Source organism: Photobacterium aquae, assembly GCF_001029445.1.
Lineage (GTDB): Bacteria > Pseudomonadota > Gammaproteobacteria > Enterobacterales > Vibrionaceae > Photobacterium > Photobacterium aquae.
Genome location: NZ_LDOT01000053.1, coordinates 1 through 16297 on the forward strand (window position 1 = coordinate 1; position 16297 = coordinate 16297).

13 protein-coding genes, 1 pseudogene and 1 CRISPR repeat array are annotated in these 16297 nt (G+C 48.6%); of the genes and pseudogenes, 6 read left to right on the forward strand and 8 right to left on the reverse strand.

The genetic code is table 11. From position 1 onward, the window contains the following. Positions 1–364: 364 nt before the first annotated feature. Positions 365–749 (reverse strand): annotated as a pseudogene (locus ABT56_RS22015) (DDE-type integrase/transposase/recombinase); the annotation flags it as partial. Between the two features lie 202 nt (positions 750–951). Between ABT56_RS22015 and ABT56_RS22020 the strand changes: the two are divergent. The 5 genes from ABT56_RS22020 to cas2 all read left to right on the forward strand — a co-directional run bounded on the left by ABT56_RS22020 (position 952) and on the right by cas2 (position 5335). Continuing rightward, the gene (locus ABT56_RS22020; RefSeq protein ID WP_047881075.1) at positions 952–1626 is read left to right on the forward strand and encodes a vWA domain-containing protein; all 675 of its coding nucleotides are present in this window, start codon (positions 952–954) and stop codon (positions 1624–1626) included. A gap of 74 nt (positions 1627–1700) precedes the next feature. Next, positions 1701–2603 (forward strand): PP2C family serine/threonine-protein phosphatase, encoded by a 903-nt coding sequence (locus ABT56_RS22025; RefSeq protein WP_047881076.1) that lies wholly within the window; start codon positions 1701–1703, stop codon positions 2601–2603. Then, the gene (locus ABT56_RS22030) at positions 2600–3592 is read left to right on the forward strand and encodes a hypothetical protein (RefSeq protein WP_053062602.1); all 993 of its coding nucleotides are present in this window, start codon (positions 2600–2602) and stop codon (positions 3590–3592) included. Before ABT56_RS22025 ends, ABT56_RS22030 begins: the two co-directional genes overlap by 4 nt. 452 nt (positions 3593–4044) lie before the next feature. Further along, complete coding sequence (gene cas1, locus ABT56_RS22035; protein ID WP_084722468.1) at positions 4045–5064, forward strand: CRISPR-associated endonuclease Cas1; 1020 nt, start codon at positions 4045–4047, stop codon at positions 5062–5064. Further along, positions 5039–5335, forward strand: a complete 297-nt coding sequence (cas2, locus tag ABT56_RS22040; RefSeq protein ID WP_053062603.1) for a CRISPR-associated endonuclease Cas2 — start codon at positions 5039–5041, stop codon at positions 5333–5335. The genes cas1 and cas2 overlap by 26 nt, the downstream gene beginning before the upstream one ends. Positions 5336–5585: 250 nt before the next feature. On the opposite strand, the gene ABT56_RS22045 is transcribed toward cas2, so the two are convergent. Both ABT56_RS22045 and csx16 read right to left on the reverse strand, forming a co-directional pair. Beyond that, positions 5586–6725: a GGDEF domain-containing protein gene (locus ABT56_RS22045; RefSeq protein WP_047881078.1), complete on the reverse strand. Its 1140-nt coding sequence runs from the start codon at positions 6723–6725 to the stop codon at positions 5586–5588. 188 nt (positions 6726–6913) lie between these two features. Next, on the reverse strand, positions 6914–7219 hold the full coding sequence (gene csx16 / locus ABT56_RS22050) for a CRISPR-associated protein Csx16 (RefSeq protein WP_047881079.1): 306 nt from the start codon (positions 7217–7219) through the stop codon (positions 6914–6916). A 473-nt stretch (positions 7220–7692) separates the two neighbouring features. Between csx16 and ABT56_RS22055 the strand changes: the two genes are divergently transcribed. Continuing rightward, on the forward strand, positions 7693–9432 hold the full coding sequence (locus tag ABT56_RS22055; RefSeq protein WP_053062604.1) for a radical SAM protein: 1740 nt from the start codon (positions 7693–7695) through the stop codon (positions 9430–9432). 132 nt (positions 9433–9564) lie between these two features. On the opposite strand, the gene ABT56_RS22060 is transcribed toward ABT56_RS22055, so the two are convergent. From ABT56_RS22060 to ABT56_RS22080, 5 genes are all read right to left on the reverse strand, one after another. Beyond that, positions 9565–11109 (reverse strand): GTPase, encoded by a 1545-nt coding sequence (locus ABT56_RS22060; RefSeq protein ID WP_047881080.1) that lies wholly within the window; start codon positions 11107–11109, stop codon positions 9565–9567. Positions 11110–11231: 122 nt separating this feature from the next. Continuing rightward, positions 11232–11626: a CRISPR direct-repeat array (repeat unit 37 nt; unit sequence GTCTTAATCCCTTTAGTCAGGGCTCGTCCTTTCAGAC). A gap of 189 nt (positions 11627–11815) precedes the next feature. Further along, entirely contained in the window at positions 11816–13513 is a 1698-nt protein-coding gene (locus ABT56_RS23435) for a GTPase (RefSeq protein ID WP_053062605.1), read from the reverse strand. A 59-nt stretch (positions 13514–13572) separates the two neighbouring features. Continuing rightward, positions 13573–14409: a GTPase gene (locus ABT56_RS22070; protein ID WP_053062606.1), complete on the reverse strand. Its 837-nt coding sequence runs from the start codon at positions 14407–14409 to the stop codon at positions 13573–13575. Between the two features lie 77 nt (positions 14410–14486). Continuing rightward, positions 14487–14873: a hypothetical protein gene (locus tag ABT56_RS22075; RefSeq protein ID WP_047881081.1), complete on the reverse strand. Its 387-nt coding sequence runs from the start codon at positions 14871–14873 to the stop codon at positions 14487–14489. A 151-nt stretch (positions 14874–15024) separates the two neighbouring features. Then, positions 15025–16206, reverse strand: a complete 1182-nt coding sequence (locus ABT56_RS22080; protein WP_047881082.1) for a Card1-like endonuclease domain-containing protein — start codon at positions 16204–16206, stop codon at positions 15025–15027. Positions 16207–16297 lie beyond the last annotated feature (91 nt).

The window sequence follows — 16297 nt, forward strand, 5'->3', positions numbered from 1 at the left end:
ACCATACATTTTTGTATGCGTTGAATTTAAGTTCGCCCTGCGGTCGAATGAGTCCCGCTGGAGTGCCAGCCCAGCCGTTCCGCCAACGATTTAGCCCGATGCGAAAGCGTCGGGCTTTTTCACATCTAACGCTCCCGAAAGCCCTTCGGTCTTTTGGGCGCGGCTGGATGGCCAGCCCCGACTGGCCGTGCGCGTTGAGTCCCAGCCGTTCCGCCACTACAACGAAGCCTCGTCAGAAATGACGGGGCTTTTTTGTATGCGCTGAATTTAAGTTCGCCCTACGGTCGAATGAGTCCCAGCCGCTCCGCCATGGTTTTGTCGCAAAGTTATGTTGAAATACAAACGTACCGATTTCCAGATGTCATTAGGCTGCAAGTGCGTAGAATTCATCCCAAACAGATAAACCATCAGAGTTGTCCATTTTTAGTCATCGCCCACAGTTTTATACCGGCTATTGTGGTCTTTGCGCCTTCGTCAGATTTCTAGCCCAGTGCCTGGTTCATTTTTCCTTTCATTATGCGGTGGCTTTGCTCGACGATATTGTTCAGATACTTAACCTGAAGCACTTCAATCAGGTGGAGCATCCTCCCCGTCAACCAGAGCTGGACGTTGATATTATGCAGCGCTAACGCGTTGGCACCACTCTTATCGAGCACCATCTTTTCTGGTAATCCATGTTGTCCTGAGGCCTTTTGGAAAAAGGCTCTCGCTGCTTTTTCATCTCGCGTATGACGCAGTAGAAAATCAATATCGCCCAATCAGACTTATATACGACACTCCTCCTACTGCACCTTCATACCACAAGTTTGTGAATTGAGATAAAGGATAAGGGATCACGTAAATTACACGTCATCGGCAGTGCAATGACACAAGGAAGATTCAGCTATGTAGTAACGCTGTGTTTTCCCCGATTCTTGCTTGCTTTCTTTTGTTTCAGATCTGGAGATACTTATGAGCTACAACAATCTTGCTTTTGACGATGCGCTGATTTTGAACCCGGCTCCCCGTTGTGCATGTATGTTGGTACTGGATGCATCATCAAGCATGGGGGGACAGCCCATTTCCCAGCTTAACTGCGGAGTCCAACGTTTCATTGAAGAAGTCCAAAAGGACGAGGTGGCAAGCTGTTCGGTGGAATTGGGCATGATCACCTTTGGCCATCAGATCGAGTTTAAGCAGCCCATGGTCACGGTGGATGAAGTAACCGAAGTCGCTCCGGTAGAAGCCAATGGCATGACGCCGATGGGACAAGCGGTCGATCTGGCCATTAACGAGCTTGAATCACGAAAGCAGGAATATCAGAAAGCAGGGGTCAGCTATTATCAACCCTGGCTGATACTGATGACTGACGGTGAACCCAATGACGAATGGCAAGCCGCCGCCCGTCGACTGCGCGCACTGGCCGAAAACAAAAAGATGGTGGTGCTGTGTGTTGCCATTGGTGACGACGCCAACCTGGAAGTGCTGTCGCAATTCAGTGTGTTGCCACCTAAGAAGCTGGCAGGACTGAAATTTTCCGAGTTCTTCATCTGGTTATCGCAGAGTATGCAGCGGGTCAGCGCTTCTATCCCGGGGGACAGAGTATCACTACCGCCAACGGATTCGTGGGACAGCATCGACGTCTAGCATCAACCATGGGCAAGACTGCCCACGCATCTTTACGTTTGTTGCGCCGTTTCTTTTTGCAAGAGGTACTTTGAATGACAGGTTACTACCTACCCTTACTTCCGCCGGTGCTTAGCTCGAGGTTCAATCCGCCAGAGCTAAGTCCAGTTATCGATCTCAGCCAATGGAACGCTGCGGCTGAAGCCGTAGTAGGCTATCGCCATCGTATTGACCAGCAGCCATGCCAGGATGCTGCACTGGCCAAGTCCGCCACGCGTCCGCATCTGGTCGTCAGTGATGGCGCGGGCAGTGCACCGGTGTCTGAACTGGGATCGCAAGTCTTGGTATCGGGGCTGAGCCGGTTGATCACCACCGTTGAGCCTTTATTCAAAACCTGGTTGGACGAGCCGGTAAAAGATAAAGCCGTTACCGCTGAAGCAACAGAGTTACTGGCACAGTTGATAGCCCGCCACGCAAAAGGTGTACTGAAAGACATTGCGGCAGATCACAAGCGCTCAGAAAAGGATTACCGAGCCACTTTATTAGTGTGCGTGCTGGGACAGTACCGCAGTTTCTGGCTTCAAGTCGGTGATGGGTATCTGGTGATCCGAAACTCAGATACACAAGACAAAAAGACCAACCGCTGGAAGATAATCAGCCCCCCGGATAAAGGTGAATTTGCCAACCAGACGTGTTTTGTCGACGACAGGCTCTCACTTGGTCAGGTGCAAAGCGGCATGCTCGATTCAGCCGGCCTGACAGGCGTCGCTGCGATGAGTGACGGCGCAGCAGAAAGGCTGATCAACCTTAAAAACGGGGAAGTAGCCAATGGCCTGGATCATATCAGCCGATGGTTAGAGCAAGACGATCAGATAGAGAAGTCTTTATACAGTTTTCTCTGTGATCCCGGGATCTGGAACGCGACGACAGGTGACGACAAAAGCCTGGCGGTATTAGCAGCGTCATCGGCAGCACAAAGGGAAGAGGAGAGCAGATGATGAGCAACATGGTTTATGACATGCAAGGTACCGGTCAGCCATTGGCAGAAGAATTAGCTGCCGGAGGGGAAGGCAGCATATATCCACTTTTGAACCGGCCGGATGTCGTGGTGAAAAAGTACCACCAAAACCATATCGGTGATGCCGAGCGTATGGAGAAAGTTAACGCGTTAATTGCACTGTACCGTGAAAATCCATGCCTGCGCACCTTGCCTCTGGCCTGGCCGCAAATTGCAGTGTATGACTCACAGCAACGGTGGCAGGGATATGCCATGAAATGTGTTCAGGGTAAGAAAATGCGCTTGTTGTGTAACCCTAAGTTGACGAAAAAGCACTTCCCTCAGCTTACCCGTGTCCAGATTGTTAGTTACCTGCTCAACCTGCTGAATACAGCCGAGCAGCTTCACAAGCAAGGTATTTTCATGGGAGATATCAACCTTGATAACTTCATTGTCGATCCGGATAGTGAACAGGTTTACTTCATTGACTGTGACAGCTTTCAGATCAGCTACCAGGGCAGGCGATATCCGTGCCCGGTTGGGCAAGATAGCATGATCCCGCCCGAGCATCAGGGGTTAAAGTTGAAAGAGGTGGTGCGAGATGAAAACAGCGACTTGTTCTCCTTAACCGCAATTTGTTTTATGTTGCTCATGTCGGGCCGTCACCCTTATGAACATATTGGCGGTACCAGCATCACAAGCAATATTGGCACCGGTCATTTTCCGTATGGTCAGTCAATCCGCCCCGGCAGCCAGGGCGCAATACCACAAGGGCCGTGGTATGCCTGGTGGAGCCATTTAAGCTATAACCTCAAAGGAGCATTTATTACTACTTTTAAGGATGCGGCAGGGAGCCCGTCACAGCGGGTACGGATCAGCGAGCTGAAAAAGCTACTCAAACAGTATAAGTGGTCGATAGAGCAGGGCCGCCTGAGCAATGAAGTTTGGCCTGCTCAAGTCAAAGAGTCGGAATACCGCTCAGAGGATTAGATTGGTGGTGTTAGCAAAAAAGCGATGGCTTTCGTCATCGCTTTTTTTATCCCTTTAGTCAGGGCTCGTCCTTTCAGACTAAAGTAGTGTTGATGATCGGTAGGACTGGTACAGGTCTTAATCCCTTTAGTCAGGGCTCGTCCTTTCAGACTCGTACATCCCAGAAATCATGCAAGAGTTCTATGTCTTAATCCCTTTAGTCAGGGCTCGTCCTTTCAGACATGAATACACAGTCAGGTACCCGTGCCTTGCTTAGTCTTAATCCCTTTAGTCAGGGCTCGTCCTTTCAGACAAGAGGCAAGTATAACCGTCTGATTTTAAAGTTGCAAATTGCAAATAAACAGACGTTTTAAACAAAGATGATTTTAACGAATTAAGCATTTTTCATGCCATGTTAAAGTCACCTTGTTTTCCATCAAGCGGTTATAAATAATATATTTTCGATTAATAACATGGGTAACATCACCACTCACAAGTTTGTGAAACCAGATTATTCACCTCCTGCTGTTAAGTTAAATAGTGTATTACCAGCAAATCTAACAGGAGGAGAGATGACGCTTTTGGTATTGGACGAAAAGGGTTATGAACTGGCAGTATCAGATGGTCTCTTGCGCTGTCACCATCTAGCGAAAGGGCAGAAGGTGATTCCCTGGGCTTCAATCAGTCAGTTAATCATAGGTAAAGGTGTCAGCCTTACTTCTGATGTCATGCTAATTCTGGCAGAGAAAGGAATTCAGCTATTATTTAGCGGACAAAAGCTGAATCAACAGGCGAGTTTAGTGCCTTTGTCTGCCCCGGCCAGTGATATTAAACTGCGTCAGTACGCTGTTTTTTCAAACCCTGACATAAAAAATAAACTGGCGTGTCATTTAGTTGAAATTCGCGTAACCCGGCAAAGACGCGCCCTTAAAAAATTGCACTTACCTTGCCCAGATGACTGGCTAAGCTTTACCCAGCGAATTAAAAATGCAGAGTCACTGATGATAATTGAAGCACAACTGACAAATCTTTACTGGCAACAGTGGAGACATTTATTTGCCGACTTGGGTTTTGTCGGACGAGCCAGACGACCGCCTGTCGATCCGGTTAATGCCATACTCTCTTTGGCTGCAACGATGGAAGATAGTTTGTATTGTAAGGCATTGCTTGCTCAGGGATTGGATGTTGGTTTGGGAGTTCATCATGTTACCGGTTATCGCCGTCAGAGCTTGATTTATGATGTAAAAGAAATCACTCGGGCTGATGTGGAATATTGGGTTGCCATGCTATTTCTGCGCCGGATATTGTGTGTCGATCATTTTGTTACATTAGAAAAGCAGTGTCGTCTGAACCACCAAGGTCAACAAGTTTTCTATAAGCAATGGCATAGCTTTAAGTACGAACATCAAAAACGGGTCAATCGAATTGCCCGGCTGGTGAGAAAACGCATAGAGAAAGAGGCACGAAATGAACAAGCCACTTTGGTTAATTAGCTATGATATTGCTTGCCCAAAGCGACTGAAAAAGGTGTATAAGGTGTGCAGTACAGAAGGGTGGGCATTGCAAAAATCAGTATTTGTATTGAGTGTTTCTCGTGCAAAAAAAGAGGCACTGTGTACCCAAATCTCCGAAATGATCGATGAACAAGAAGATCGGCTGCTTTGTATTCCGTTTTCAATCCCTGAGGGTAGCTTTCATCTTGGGAACAAAGAGGACTGGTTGGTTATTCATAGTGATGAAAGGCTTGATGGGTTTGTTTTTTAACAAATAACAAACGCCAGTAAACTGAAAGCCCGCTACAAGAGTTGCGGGCTTTTCTTATCCCTTTAATCAGGGTGTTTAATCAGACAGAATAAAGGCGGCGTTCAACTACCTCGTGTCGAGTTTTAATCCCTTTAGTCAGGGCATACCTTGTCCGCTGGGGATTATTTTAGTCGGCTGCCCCTAAAAGTCACTACCTTTATGTCGTACAGGTGCGAAGCATGAACATAATATGAACGGTATTGCTAATGGATTAACGTACTTGTCCTATAACGTTAATTTCAGATGTTGAGTGGGATAACGGCTCAATTTTATAGCAATTTCTTCCGCTGTTTTTACATCTGTAAAGTCCCACGTCGGCACGTTCAATGAGTGAAAATAGGGTATCACCTGGTTCTGAGTAAGAGATCCCAATAGAGGCTGTAACATTAATATTTTCACCTAATGGGGAGATGGTGATATCTAATTCTGCCAAGCCGTTAAGCAATCGTTCTGCTATTAGGGAAATATATTCTGGTGAAGTATAAGGAATGCAGATCACGAACTCTTCGCCACCATAGCGCCCAAACAAATTTGTGGCTCTTAAATGATTCTGAATAAACTCTGAAAAGGCCTGTAAGACGTTATCGCCTGCAGAATGCCCCCATGTGTCATTGACCTGCTTAAATTTATCAATATCGATCAGCATGATAGCAAAAGGACTGTTATCTTTTTTACATCGCTCAAATACCCGTTGTGCCAGAGTTAGGAATTGGCCGCGATTATAGATGCTGGTCAGGGGATCCAGTGCGGCCTGGCGGTGCATGACCATCATTAGGTGCAACTTAGATAGCTGTATCATCATTATTGCCGTCGCAACCATGAGCAGAAACCAGTAACTGCTCTGGCTGTGCGGTATGAGAAAAATACCGCAGAACGGGGTTGCCGATGCAATCAGGGTGATCAGAACTAATGTGCCCGCCTCCTTAATTGTCAACGGAAAAATAGACAGGAGCGCAATATGCGCGACGGGTAATAGGTAATAGCCATAGGGTATACTGATATTCTGCCCAGGTAAGTTGAGCGCCCACATTACGCAGATAAAAAACAGGTTAATGGAGAGTATCAACAAATACAGAGTTTGCAGAGCACTTTTTAGTGTGGCCGAGCGGCGGCTTATATTGAAGATGATCAGTAATACCAGCCCAAACAGGACTCGGAAAACAACAACACGTTCACACACGTCAAGAGGCAATAAAATTAGGTCTGCTGGCAGCCATAAGATGACAATACTGCCCCATAGCGCGCTCAGTATATTTATCCGGGCGCTCAGGTAGAGGCTTCGAGCAATATGAAAAGAAGTCGCGTGATGAGCCGAGCTCCACGCCTGACGGAAATATTGCAGTGCATGCACTACGGCTTTTTTAGCCGATATTGTTTGCGTGATTATACCTGTTTACCTTTAATGGAGGTTGTTTTGCTTTAAAGGAAGGGGGAACCATATTTTTATGGCGAATTATTGCTGTTATTTTGCCTGGTGTTACTGTTAGAGGCTTTTTTGAAAAAATAGCCCTGTGAGGTTAAAGCAGCCGGGCTCTCTTGTTACTCAAGCTCCTGAATCTTTATGACCCGGTAGCGTTCAAGACTGATTCCGCATTGCTCCATCTCGCGACTGGTCAGTTCAACGCCGCGCAAGTGGCGTGGGATCTCCAGGCTCAGGTGCTGATATATCGCGCCTAGCTGACAGACACGGAAAGCCAAATTGATCGGTAAGGTGCCAATGACGGTGTCACCCGGTTTTACGCAATCAATATCAAGGTGATCTATCATTGTGCCGGTAATTCCCTGCTGTTGGAGCCATTCTTTGGCACCGGGATGGCGGGTGACCAGCCATGTTGTTTCAGCCATCACAGACTCCTGCTGTAAAAATACCATCTGAAGTTGATTATTTACCATAGCCGGACCAAACCTTGAAAGCCAGCAGCTTATATTCCCCGCCCCGGTTCGTTTTAAGAAAAAGGCAAAAACAGGCCGGAGCAGAGAGCCGGTATTATCGGCTACAGGGAGATAATAATAGGTTGCGGCACGGCATGCCTGAATGACAAGTTTGCGGAAAAAGCCCGGCGATTAAACCGGGTCAAACACGATGGAGCGAAAGCCTTTTCATCAGAAGAGGTGAATTTAACCTAAATACCAGTCAGAGGTGGTTGTGTAAAATATATGAAAAGCAACGTGCTTAATCAGTAAAACGGAATTTAGCCAAAGGTATGAATACCAAAAGCAATAAAAACAGCGGCAGAGATCAATTTTTGCAGAACAAGATGATTTATAACGAGTAATGTTATTTATAATGAAAGACTTAATTTTTCAGACAGATTGTTATGAGCCACGCATCCATCACCTTAGCGTCTCCTCTTCAGGGGGTTGAGTTTTCCGCAGTATCGTATCCTGACGAATACCACATTAGCATATTGCAGAGCCGGGGCGACATTCTCCCGGCCCTGGTGAAAATTGAACGCATTCTGGCAGAAGCAGGGGTAACGCGTATTGTGCTTGATTTATCAGCGCATTTACACGAGCAGCAGCCAAGGCTGGTCAAGCTGAATTACAGCCAATCAATCCCCCGTCTATACAGCAAGGAAATCACCTACCGCAAATCAGTTCGGTTTTCTATCACGGAAAAGTGTAACTACCACTGCTTCTTCTGCCACGAAGAAGGGATGGAGATGGAGGTGGGGCGAAGCTGCCGGGATCTGAGCGATATTTTTGAGGTGATCAGGCAGTTTGCAGAGCAGGGTTACGACGACTTCACATTTACCGGTGGCGAGCCATTGCTGCAATGGCGCTCATTAAGCGCCTGCCTGGACTACATGGAACAAATTGGTTACCAGCCAGAAATTACGATTGTCACGAATGGTGAGCGGATCACCCCAAAAGTCATTGAACGTTTAGTTGATTACCCTGGGAAGGTTCGTTTTAACTTATCGGTACATAGCCTGCGCGATGACGAATACCTGAGCATTGTTCACCGTAAGAAGAAACCGGACTTCGGATCCGACAACCTGCTTACAAAAATCAAACAAAAGATTGAGCTTATCCGTCAGGCCGGGATCCCGTTCAAACTGAATTTCGTGTTGCTAAAAGGAGTCAATACATCGTTAAAATCGCTGGAAGCAATATTAGAATATTCGGCTACCTGCGGGGCTTCAACCGTCAAATTCCTGGAGCTGTTGATCACGGAAGGATTAAAAGATTTCTATCCTTACTTTTACAGCCTACAGGCATTAGAAAAAGATCTGTCCGAGGTGCTGACCTTTAGCTGGCAGGATCATCGCCGCCGCGTATTTAAATATAAAAACACGGATCTGGATGTCGAGATCCAGCACTGTACCTGCGCGAGAGGATGCAACACCTGCAGCTTGAATCGCGATGCCAATTTTACCGCTGAGCTGAACTACTTCCCGTGCTTCCTGCACCCTGAACATAACTTTGCATTGGACGGCGGTAACCTGATCAGCTGCCTGGAGCAGGGGGAAAAGTTTGTCGATAACATGGCCAGCCATTATCAGGATTACAGTCCGATATTGATCAAAGAAGCCTATACAACACGCAGCGAACGTGCCTACTACTACCAAATTTTGCCGCAGGAGCAGGCCGCTATAGTCGCATTGAGCAAGGCCAGACTTCACCGGATCCGGGAGTTTAAGGAATTCTACTACTCAGACGGAAGTTCGGAATTTGAATGTTTTGATAAAGTGCAGAAACTGTCGTTGAACAGCTACGATAACAGCTACTTTGAAATTCAGCAGACTATTAGTGTGGCTGAGCAGGGCATGCATGAGACGCAGTTCCTGACTGATGGGATTAATATCACCGATGCACAGAGATATAACCATGCTTTGGAGCAAGAGAACAAGCTCAACCACCTGACTCTGGACTGGAAGATCGAATATTACCGGACTGATAAGGGGGAGCTGTCCATCAGCCAAAACGCACAAACCGGAATAGTGCTATTGCGGGCCGAGAAACCCTTTGAATTGCTGAATGTTAAGGTGAAACCGGTAACCGTACCAGTGCCTTTACTGATCCAGCAGGTGATAGACAAAGCCGGCGTGTTATAACCCAAAATGGTCGCCGCTAGAGATGAAACAGAACATCACAAGCGGCTTCTTTGTTTGTCGCAAATCAATCGCCATGGGTTACCAAACCAGGTGTGACACGGCTGGACGATTACGGCTGATCGCAATAATGTGTCAGGCCATTTTGTCTGCCTCTGCAGGCTTGAGACACAGCAAACGAAGCTCGTTGCGCCACTCTGAGAGTTCTTGCTGAAAAAGCTGCTCTTCACCTAGCTCTGCCTGATACGTTTCCTTCTTGGCAACGGCGCATTTTATCCGGGGGGAAAATGCATCATCAATAAACTGGTGCAGTTGCTGAGTCAGCGAGCGGCTGATTTGAGCACTCAGCTGAGTGAGCTGCCGGGCAATTACCGTTGCGGCCTGACGTGCCTGTTCATTTTCGCGCCCCTGGCTGGCGTATCCTTGATACAGGTTCCACACTGCAGATAACGCTTGAAGGGCTGGGCCGCCATATTTTGCTGCCTGGCCGATCTGCTTTGCTGATAATTGCCTGAAAAGTGGCAAATCGGCTTTTTTCAGTGTGCTTAGCAATGCCGAAATGTGTTTTTTATCGGCTCTTTTCAAGCAGTTGCCCATTTGCAGCTGCATCTGGTTTATTAACTCATTACTGGTGTTTTGCTTTGGCTCCGTAATGGAAGCAAACGTCGAGTCACCATAAAGCAAAACCTGCTCTACAAGGTCAAGTTGTTGCTGTAACCACTGAGCTGCCTGCTCAGAGATATCCGCCTGAATTTGGCTTAACAGTGCCAAAGATTCGGATTGCTCCAGAGCCGAATGCATATCTACGCGGCGAGCAGCCACAAGACTCCCTACTTTCGCAGCCCCACTGCGCTTGAGCAGCGCCTTCCGCTGTGACAGGTAATCAATATGCGCCGACATGGTAAATAAAGCGTCATTACCTGTTTGTTGTTGTGACAAAAGCGGTTCAAACAGTTGTTGCTCCATACGGGTGTATAAGCTGCCCAGCCAGTGATGTTGCTTGTGAACCTCGAGCCAATGGGCCAGTTCGGCCGCTAAAGAGAGATAACCACTGTATTTGAGCAACTCTGGCTGTTGCTGTTGCTGGGCGAGAATAGCGGTGCGGATATTGAGCGGGAGCACTGGCAATAACTCTATTTGTGAATCGCTTACCCCCATTTGAGGAAGTTCGGTAAACAGATGATCCATTAGTTGCCGATGAAACAGGCTGATGTCTTCCGGCTTAGAAGATTCGCAATTAAGCACTACAAACACCGATTTATTGTTGGCAATCAACCGGCTTAGTTGCCGGTATATATCGGCATCATCCACATCTGAGTTTCGTATCACAAACAGCACGAGATCCGTTTTTGCCAACTGCTGCTGGCTGATGTGTTCATGCGCCATGGGCGCATTAATACCCGGCGTATCTAACAATGGCATACCTTGCCAGTGGTAGGTATGCACCCGGGCCGTGGTCGGGATCTCGCCCTCTGTGGCGACAGTATCTCCCACAAGCAAGTTAATCAGGCTGCTTTTACCGGCATTGTAGTTGCCATAGAGCATCACAGTTGGCATTTGCCGGACAAGCTGATCTTGCCATTCGCTGATCAGGGGCAGGTACTGAGCGTGCACCTTGCTTTTAGCAAGCAAAGTTTGAATGTGGCCGAGCGCATCACAGGCAGGCTGATATGGATTCATAACGATCTCCGCAGAAAATCAGACTTAACGATGCACTTACTGTAACGCCGCTGTGCGAGAAAAGCGGGACTCACAAACTTGTGAAAAAAGAGGAAAAAAAGCCCGTCGCAGAGCGGCAGGCCAGCAGAATCCCTTTGGTCAGGGCTCGTCCTTTCAGACCATACATCTACAATCCAGTAAAACAATCACCCGAGGTCTTAATCCCTTTAGTCAGGGCTCGTCCTTTCAGACCTGCTGCTCGTGAAGAAATGAAAGAGAATCCTTGGTCTTAATCCCTTTAGTCAGGGCTCGTCCTTTCAGACTCTCCGATAAATAACCTAGGGTTGCGGGGATATCGTCTTAATCCCTTTAGTCAGGGCTCGTCCTTTCAGACTTGAAGTTGCCCAAGAATCTATCCGTAAGCGCTGGGTCTTAATCCCTTTAGTCAGGGCTCGTCCTTTCAGACGCATCTGTATTGCCATACACCCAGAACAACACTGCGTCTTAATCCCTTTAGTCAGGGCTCGTCCTTTCAGACCTAAGCACAAGTATAACTCTATGATTTTAATGTTGCAAATTGCAACCAAACAAGCGTTTTAAACAAGGCCAAAAATCACAAAGTAAGCATTTTTCATGCCATGTGAAATTAGTGTTCTTATGTATCAATATGTTAAAAATGGCTAAAAAGCAAAGGCCGCCATCTTCCTGTGGCGGACCTATGACTAATTCATCCTGAGTGAGGCACGGTGTCACTTAGCCTCGCGATATGCGCCAAGGCATCGGCCAGGTAGTCCTTCACCGGCTTAATATACTGTTGGATCACCCAATTGATGCTGCACTCTATTGCCTCGGTCACGGCCTGCTGGATCACCGTATCACCTTTGGCCAGCACCTCGCTGATATCAACGCCTATGGTGTAGTAGTGCTCTTCGTACTCATCATCAACCAGATGGTCGGTGATCAACTTACCGGCAATCCCACCTGCGAAAAGACCGGCCGGGCCGCCAAGCAGCCCCAGGGCGCTGCCTAATGCGGTGCCGGCTATTTCCCAGGCCGTTTTGGATACCCCGTTGGTTTTCGTTTGATAGCTGGCGGTAAGCTTTTGGAACTGCCCCAGGTGTTCACCGGAAACAGAACAATCCACGTCAGGATAATTCTGGCTGAATTTGTCCAGAACTGGCTTTAGTTCTTCGCTCACCTGCTGCTGGATCAACAGGCTGAGTTCGCGGCTCAGCGCCTGGGTATCACCACTGTCTTGATGTTTTAACACCAGCTCCGGCCATAGCTCGGCGACCTTGTTTGCAACTGATATTACCAGCCGGTCTTTTTCTGAGTGTAGCGCCTGCTCTTGTTGACTCAGTTCGGCAGCCAGTCTTTCACACTCGGGATACAGCTGTTGCTCCAGTGGCGTCAGCACCTTTTTTTGCCAGAAATGGTTCAGTTGTGCTTGCATTTTCCGGCATTTATACGCCTTGGCGTCGGCAAGCAAGCTCGCCAGGGTGCAATCGAGCTCAGTCAGTCCCGAGTCGTACCGGGTTTCGTTCCGAGCTGGGTATTGCTTATCGCATAATACAGAGATCGATACCGGACGGCGCAGCGATAGCGGATTCCTGGCCAATAATGCCTGGTGCTCAGCCAAATGTTGCGTTGCGCGCTGATATACGTCGGTTTGTTGCAGCTGCCGGTTCTCAGGCGATTTGGCGACGGTTTGTTGGACCAAGCCGCCACAGCTTGCATCTATGCTTTCGAGTACGGTGTCACTTTTGCTGATCACCGGTAGGACGGGTTTACCTAGGCGGATCTCTTCGCTGAGCTCATCGAGTTCATGGACAAGGCCGGGGTTGCTTGCCGGTGTCAGCCAAACCACAGCATCTGCTGTGTCGGTGAAACGGCGCGTCAAACCGGCATTTTCCGGTGTGACCGAGTGCAGCCCCGGCGTATCCAGGATCACAAAATGCGGCCCCAGTTCAATTCCTTGGATGGCATGGGTGGTTTCAGTCGCCCCCTCTTTTAACGGCCCGTCAATGTAGTTTACCTTACCACCTTCAAGCTGGAAGTAGCTGGCCGGCACTGCCAGAGTTTCAGAAAGGCGGTCAGCCAGATGGTTGATAAAGCTCGATTTGCCGGCATTGACTTTGCCGAAGACCAGCAAAACGAAACGATCGGCCATCTGTTGTGACAGCTCTCGCATAGGCTGGGCAGCCCGCCATTCATCACCCCAGCTCCGGAACATCGCCTGAACATGACTGACCAGCTTCTCGGCTTCGAGGGCCATTTCATTGTCTTTGCCAGCATGCTCAAGGGTAAACAGGGGGGTTAATGCCCGGCAGGCTTCATCTATACGTTGATGCAGCCCGACTTCGTCGGCAGCCGCTGTGGTAAAACCCTCGGCAAAGGCGTGAATTTGTGTCGCTAAGGCCTTCATAGATAGCTCCTTGGTTTGGAAAAACAGGGGACGGTTCGCCGCCGGGATAAATGCCGGGGTTATCCTGCCAGCTCCAGTCTGTGACAGGCTTGGCGGCGCAGCTCATCAAGCTCTTGTTTGATTTGCGCATGACAGCAGATCTGCTCAGCCCGAATTTTTTGTTTGCGGGCAGAGAGGCGGATTTTATAACGGCTCAGTATCTGCTCTATCTGCTGAACAACGACCCGCAAACGTTGCGTTCTGCGAATGGAGGCAGAAGCCAACTGATTGTTAATCTGCGCTTTGAGTTCCGGAATGCCGCTTAGTGTGATCAGCAAATCTTGTCCGCTTTCTTGGCCTGCCTGATAGCGCCGGCTTGAAACCAGCAACGGCGGCAAAGACGGAACTTGCTGCTCAATACAGGTCAATATCGCCGGCTGCTGGTCCTGCGCCAGTTCATCTATTCGGGTTAGGACCAGCAATACCTCTGGGCCGGCATCAGTCGCGGCCAGCTGTTGCAGGGCATTGAGCTGATCCTGCCCCAGCTCACCGTTGGTGATATTGTGCAGCATTAAGACCAAATCGGCCTGCATTGTTGCTGCCTGCCGGGCTAGGGTATCGTCTCTGGCAGAAATATCGGCAGAGAGCCCCGGCGTGTCAATCCAGCGCACGCCGTCGGCGATGACGTGCTGATTTGCGCTCGTTTCGCGTTTGTCGGCCACCTTGAAAGCATCCTTATCGCTAAGCGCATTAAGCAGGCTGCTCTTGCCCACATTGTATTGACCAAAGGCAACGACGCCGGGTTGCAGCTCCGGTTGTGCCAGAGCCTGGTATTGTTGGAGCAAAGGCTCAAGCTCGGGAAAAACATGACAAGCACTGCAGGTAAGCTGTTCTATCGACACATGTTCAATTGGCATAGCGCCTCCTTAATGGAGAAAAATATGAAATATCAAACGGTAACGTCATAAACAAGAAGGGTGACGGCCCCGGCCAGTTAATTACCACGGCTGACATCAAGCGCTTGCTGCAGCGCGCTAATCAGCGCTAACCGCTCTTCTAGCTCTGCCGCTTCCTGTAGCCGTTGCTGGTGGTGTGAAGTTTGCTCTAGCTGAGCGAGCGCTTCGGCCAAAATCGGGTCTGAGCTCTCATGAAGCCGATCGGCCGACAGGCCGTGTAAGCCATGACGACGTTGCCAGGCGTTGAATTCCGCCTCGTTAGCTTGCTGTGCCTGCTGATAGGCTGCTTGCCGACGCTTTTTTTCAACATCGTGTTCACTGTGCGATGATCCCGAATTTGAGCTGTCGGAACTATTATCAGAGCATAAGTAGGCAACTGTACCGATGACAGTGCCTCCAATAATCCATGCAAGGGGGAAAACCATAATCACCTCCAGAATTTGTCAATCGAACGAGTTATCGAAGAAGATGGGGAGAGTATAAGAGGACGGTTGGCGGAGTGCAGGTTTCGCAAGTTTGCGTAAAAAAGATTGCCGCTTATCACTGAAAAAACAGGATAAGCGGCTGAATAGGGGATTAGCTGATGCTGTTTTGCCAGGCTTTTAGCTGATCAACTAGACCAGATAAGTCGCTGCCTATCAGCGTGGTCAGATTATCGAACCCGCTTATCCGCTCCTGGGTATGTGCACCGATATCAAATACGCTGACGAGCATCCCATTAGCATGGCTGCCGCCGAGATTTCGCATCAGGCTTTCCAGCTTGAGTGTCGTTGCCTGACCTGTGCCGCTCTGGCTCCAGCCACTGGTTTTGCACTCTATGAGCATCATCTGGTTATTGTGAACCAGTATCACGTCCAGTTCGTTGCTGACACTGCTCTCCTGGTTATTGGCATCCAGCCAGTGGCCTTTTACATTCATTGCCACATGCTCAATGCCAGCGTCCAATGCAGCCAGGTAAGCATATTCTTCAAGCCAGCCGCCGCCAATGTATCTGGCTGCCTCTCTTGATGTAAAAGCCACGGCCTGTTCGGTATATGTTATTAGACCGTGCTCGGCAAATTCATCTAAGGCGTCTTGTAAAACGCCATGTGGTTGACTGTACAGCGGGACCTCTGGGTTATATGGCTTGGCCTGATTCCCAAAATGGCTCTGTGATGCGATGGCATTAATGGTTTTAAGCACCCCCGGGTTTTGTCGGCAAAGCTCAAGCATCTTCTTTGTTACAGCGCTGCGCGCCATCACATCATCGTGATCCCGACTTTCCGGCGAGATGTACTCAACTGGGCGCATTTTGTTCAAATATAGGTAGTCTTCGATATCAAGCGCGCTTTGGTAAGGAAGGCTGCCTCCTTTTTCGTTTAAAATGCTGATCTTTTTGCTGGAGGTGTCGGTGTAAATGGCCATTGAAAGCTCATCGAATTTATCAAAAGCCTGGGTGAATGCGATGGACATAGGCTTAGTGCCCCCGGAGGCGTTTAACGCAAGCATCACAGTAGGATATTGCTCTCTTATCTGTTGATAGAGCGAATCGGCATGGTGTCTAAGCTGGGCATAGTCGGTGCTGGTTTCACATTGAAATAGCTCAACCTGACGGATACCTTTACGCCGGTAAAAATCTTTCAACAATTGTGCATGTTCAGATAGCTTGTTATCCCCCACCACCAGGATGACTTTTTCGATGTTGGCAACATCCTCGCCGAGCGTAGAGATCACGTTGGGCAGCAGTTGGTGAGAGATAAGGTTGATATGAATGGTCATGACAGATTCCTAGTAAAAGATCAAAAAATTATAAAGATCAATAGTTTTGGGTAACATTTAATGGGGAAGCACTGTGATCAGAGCCCGGTAT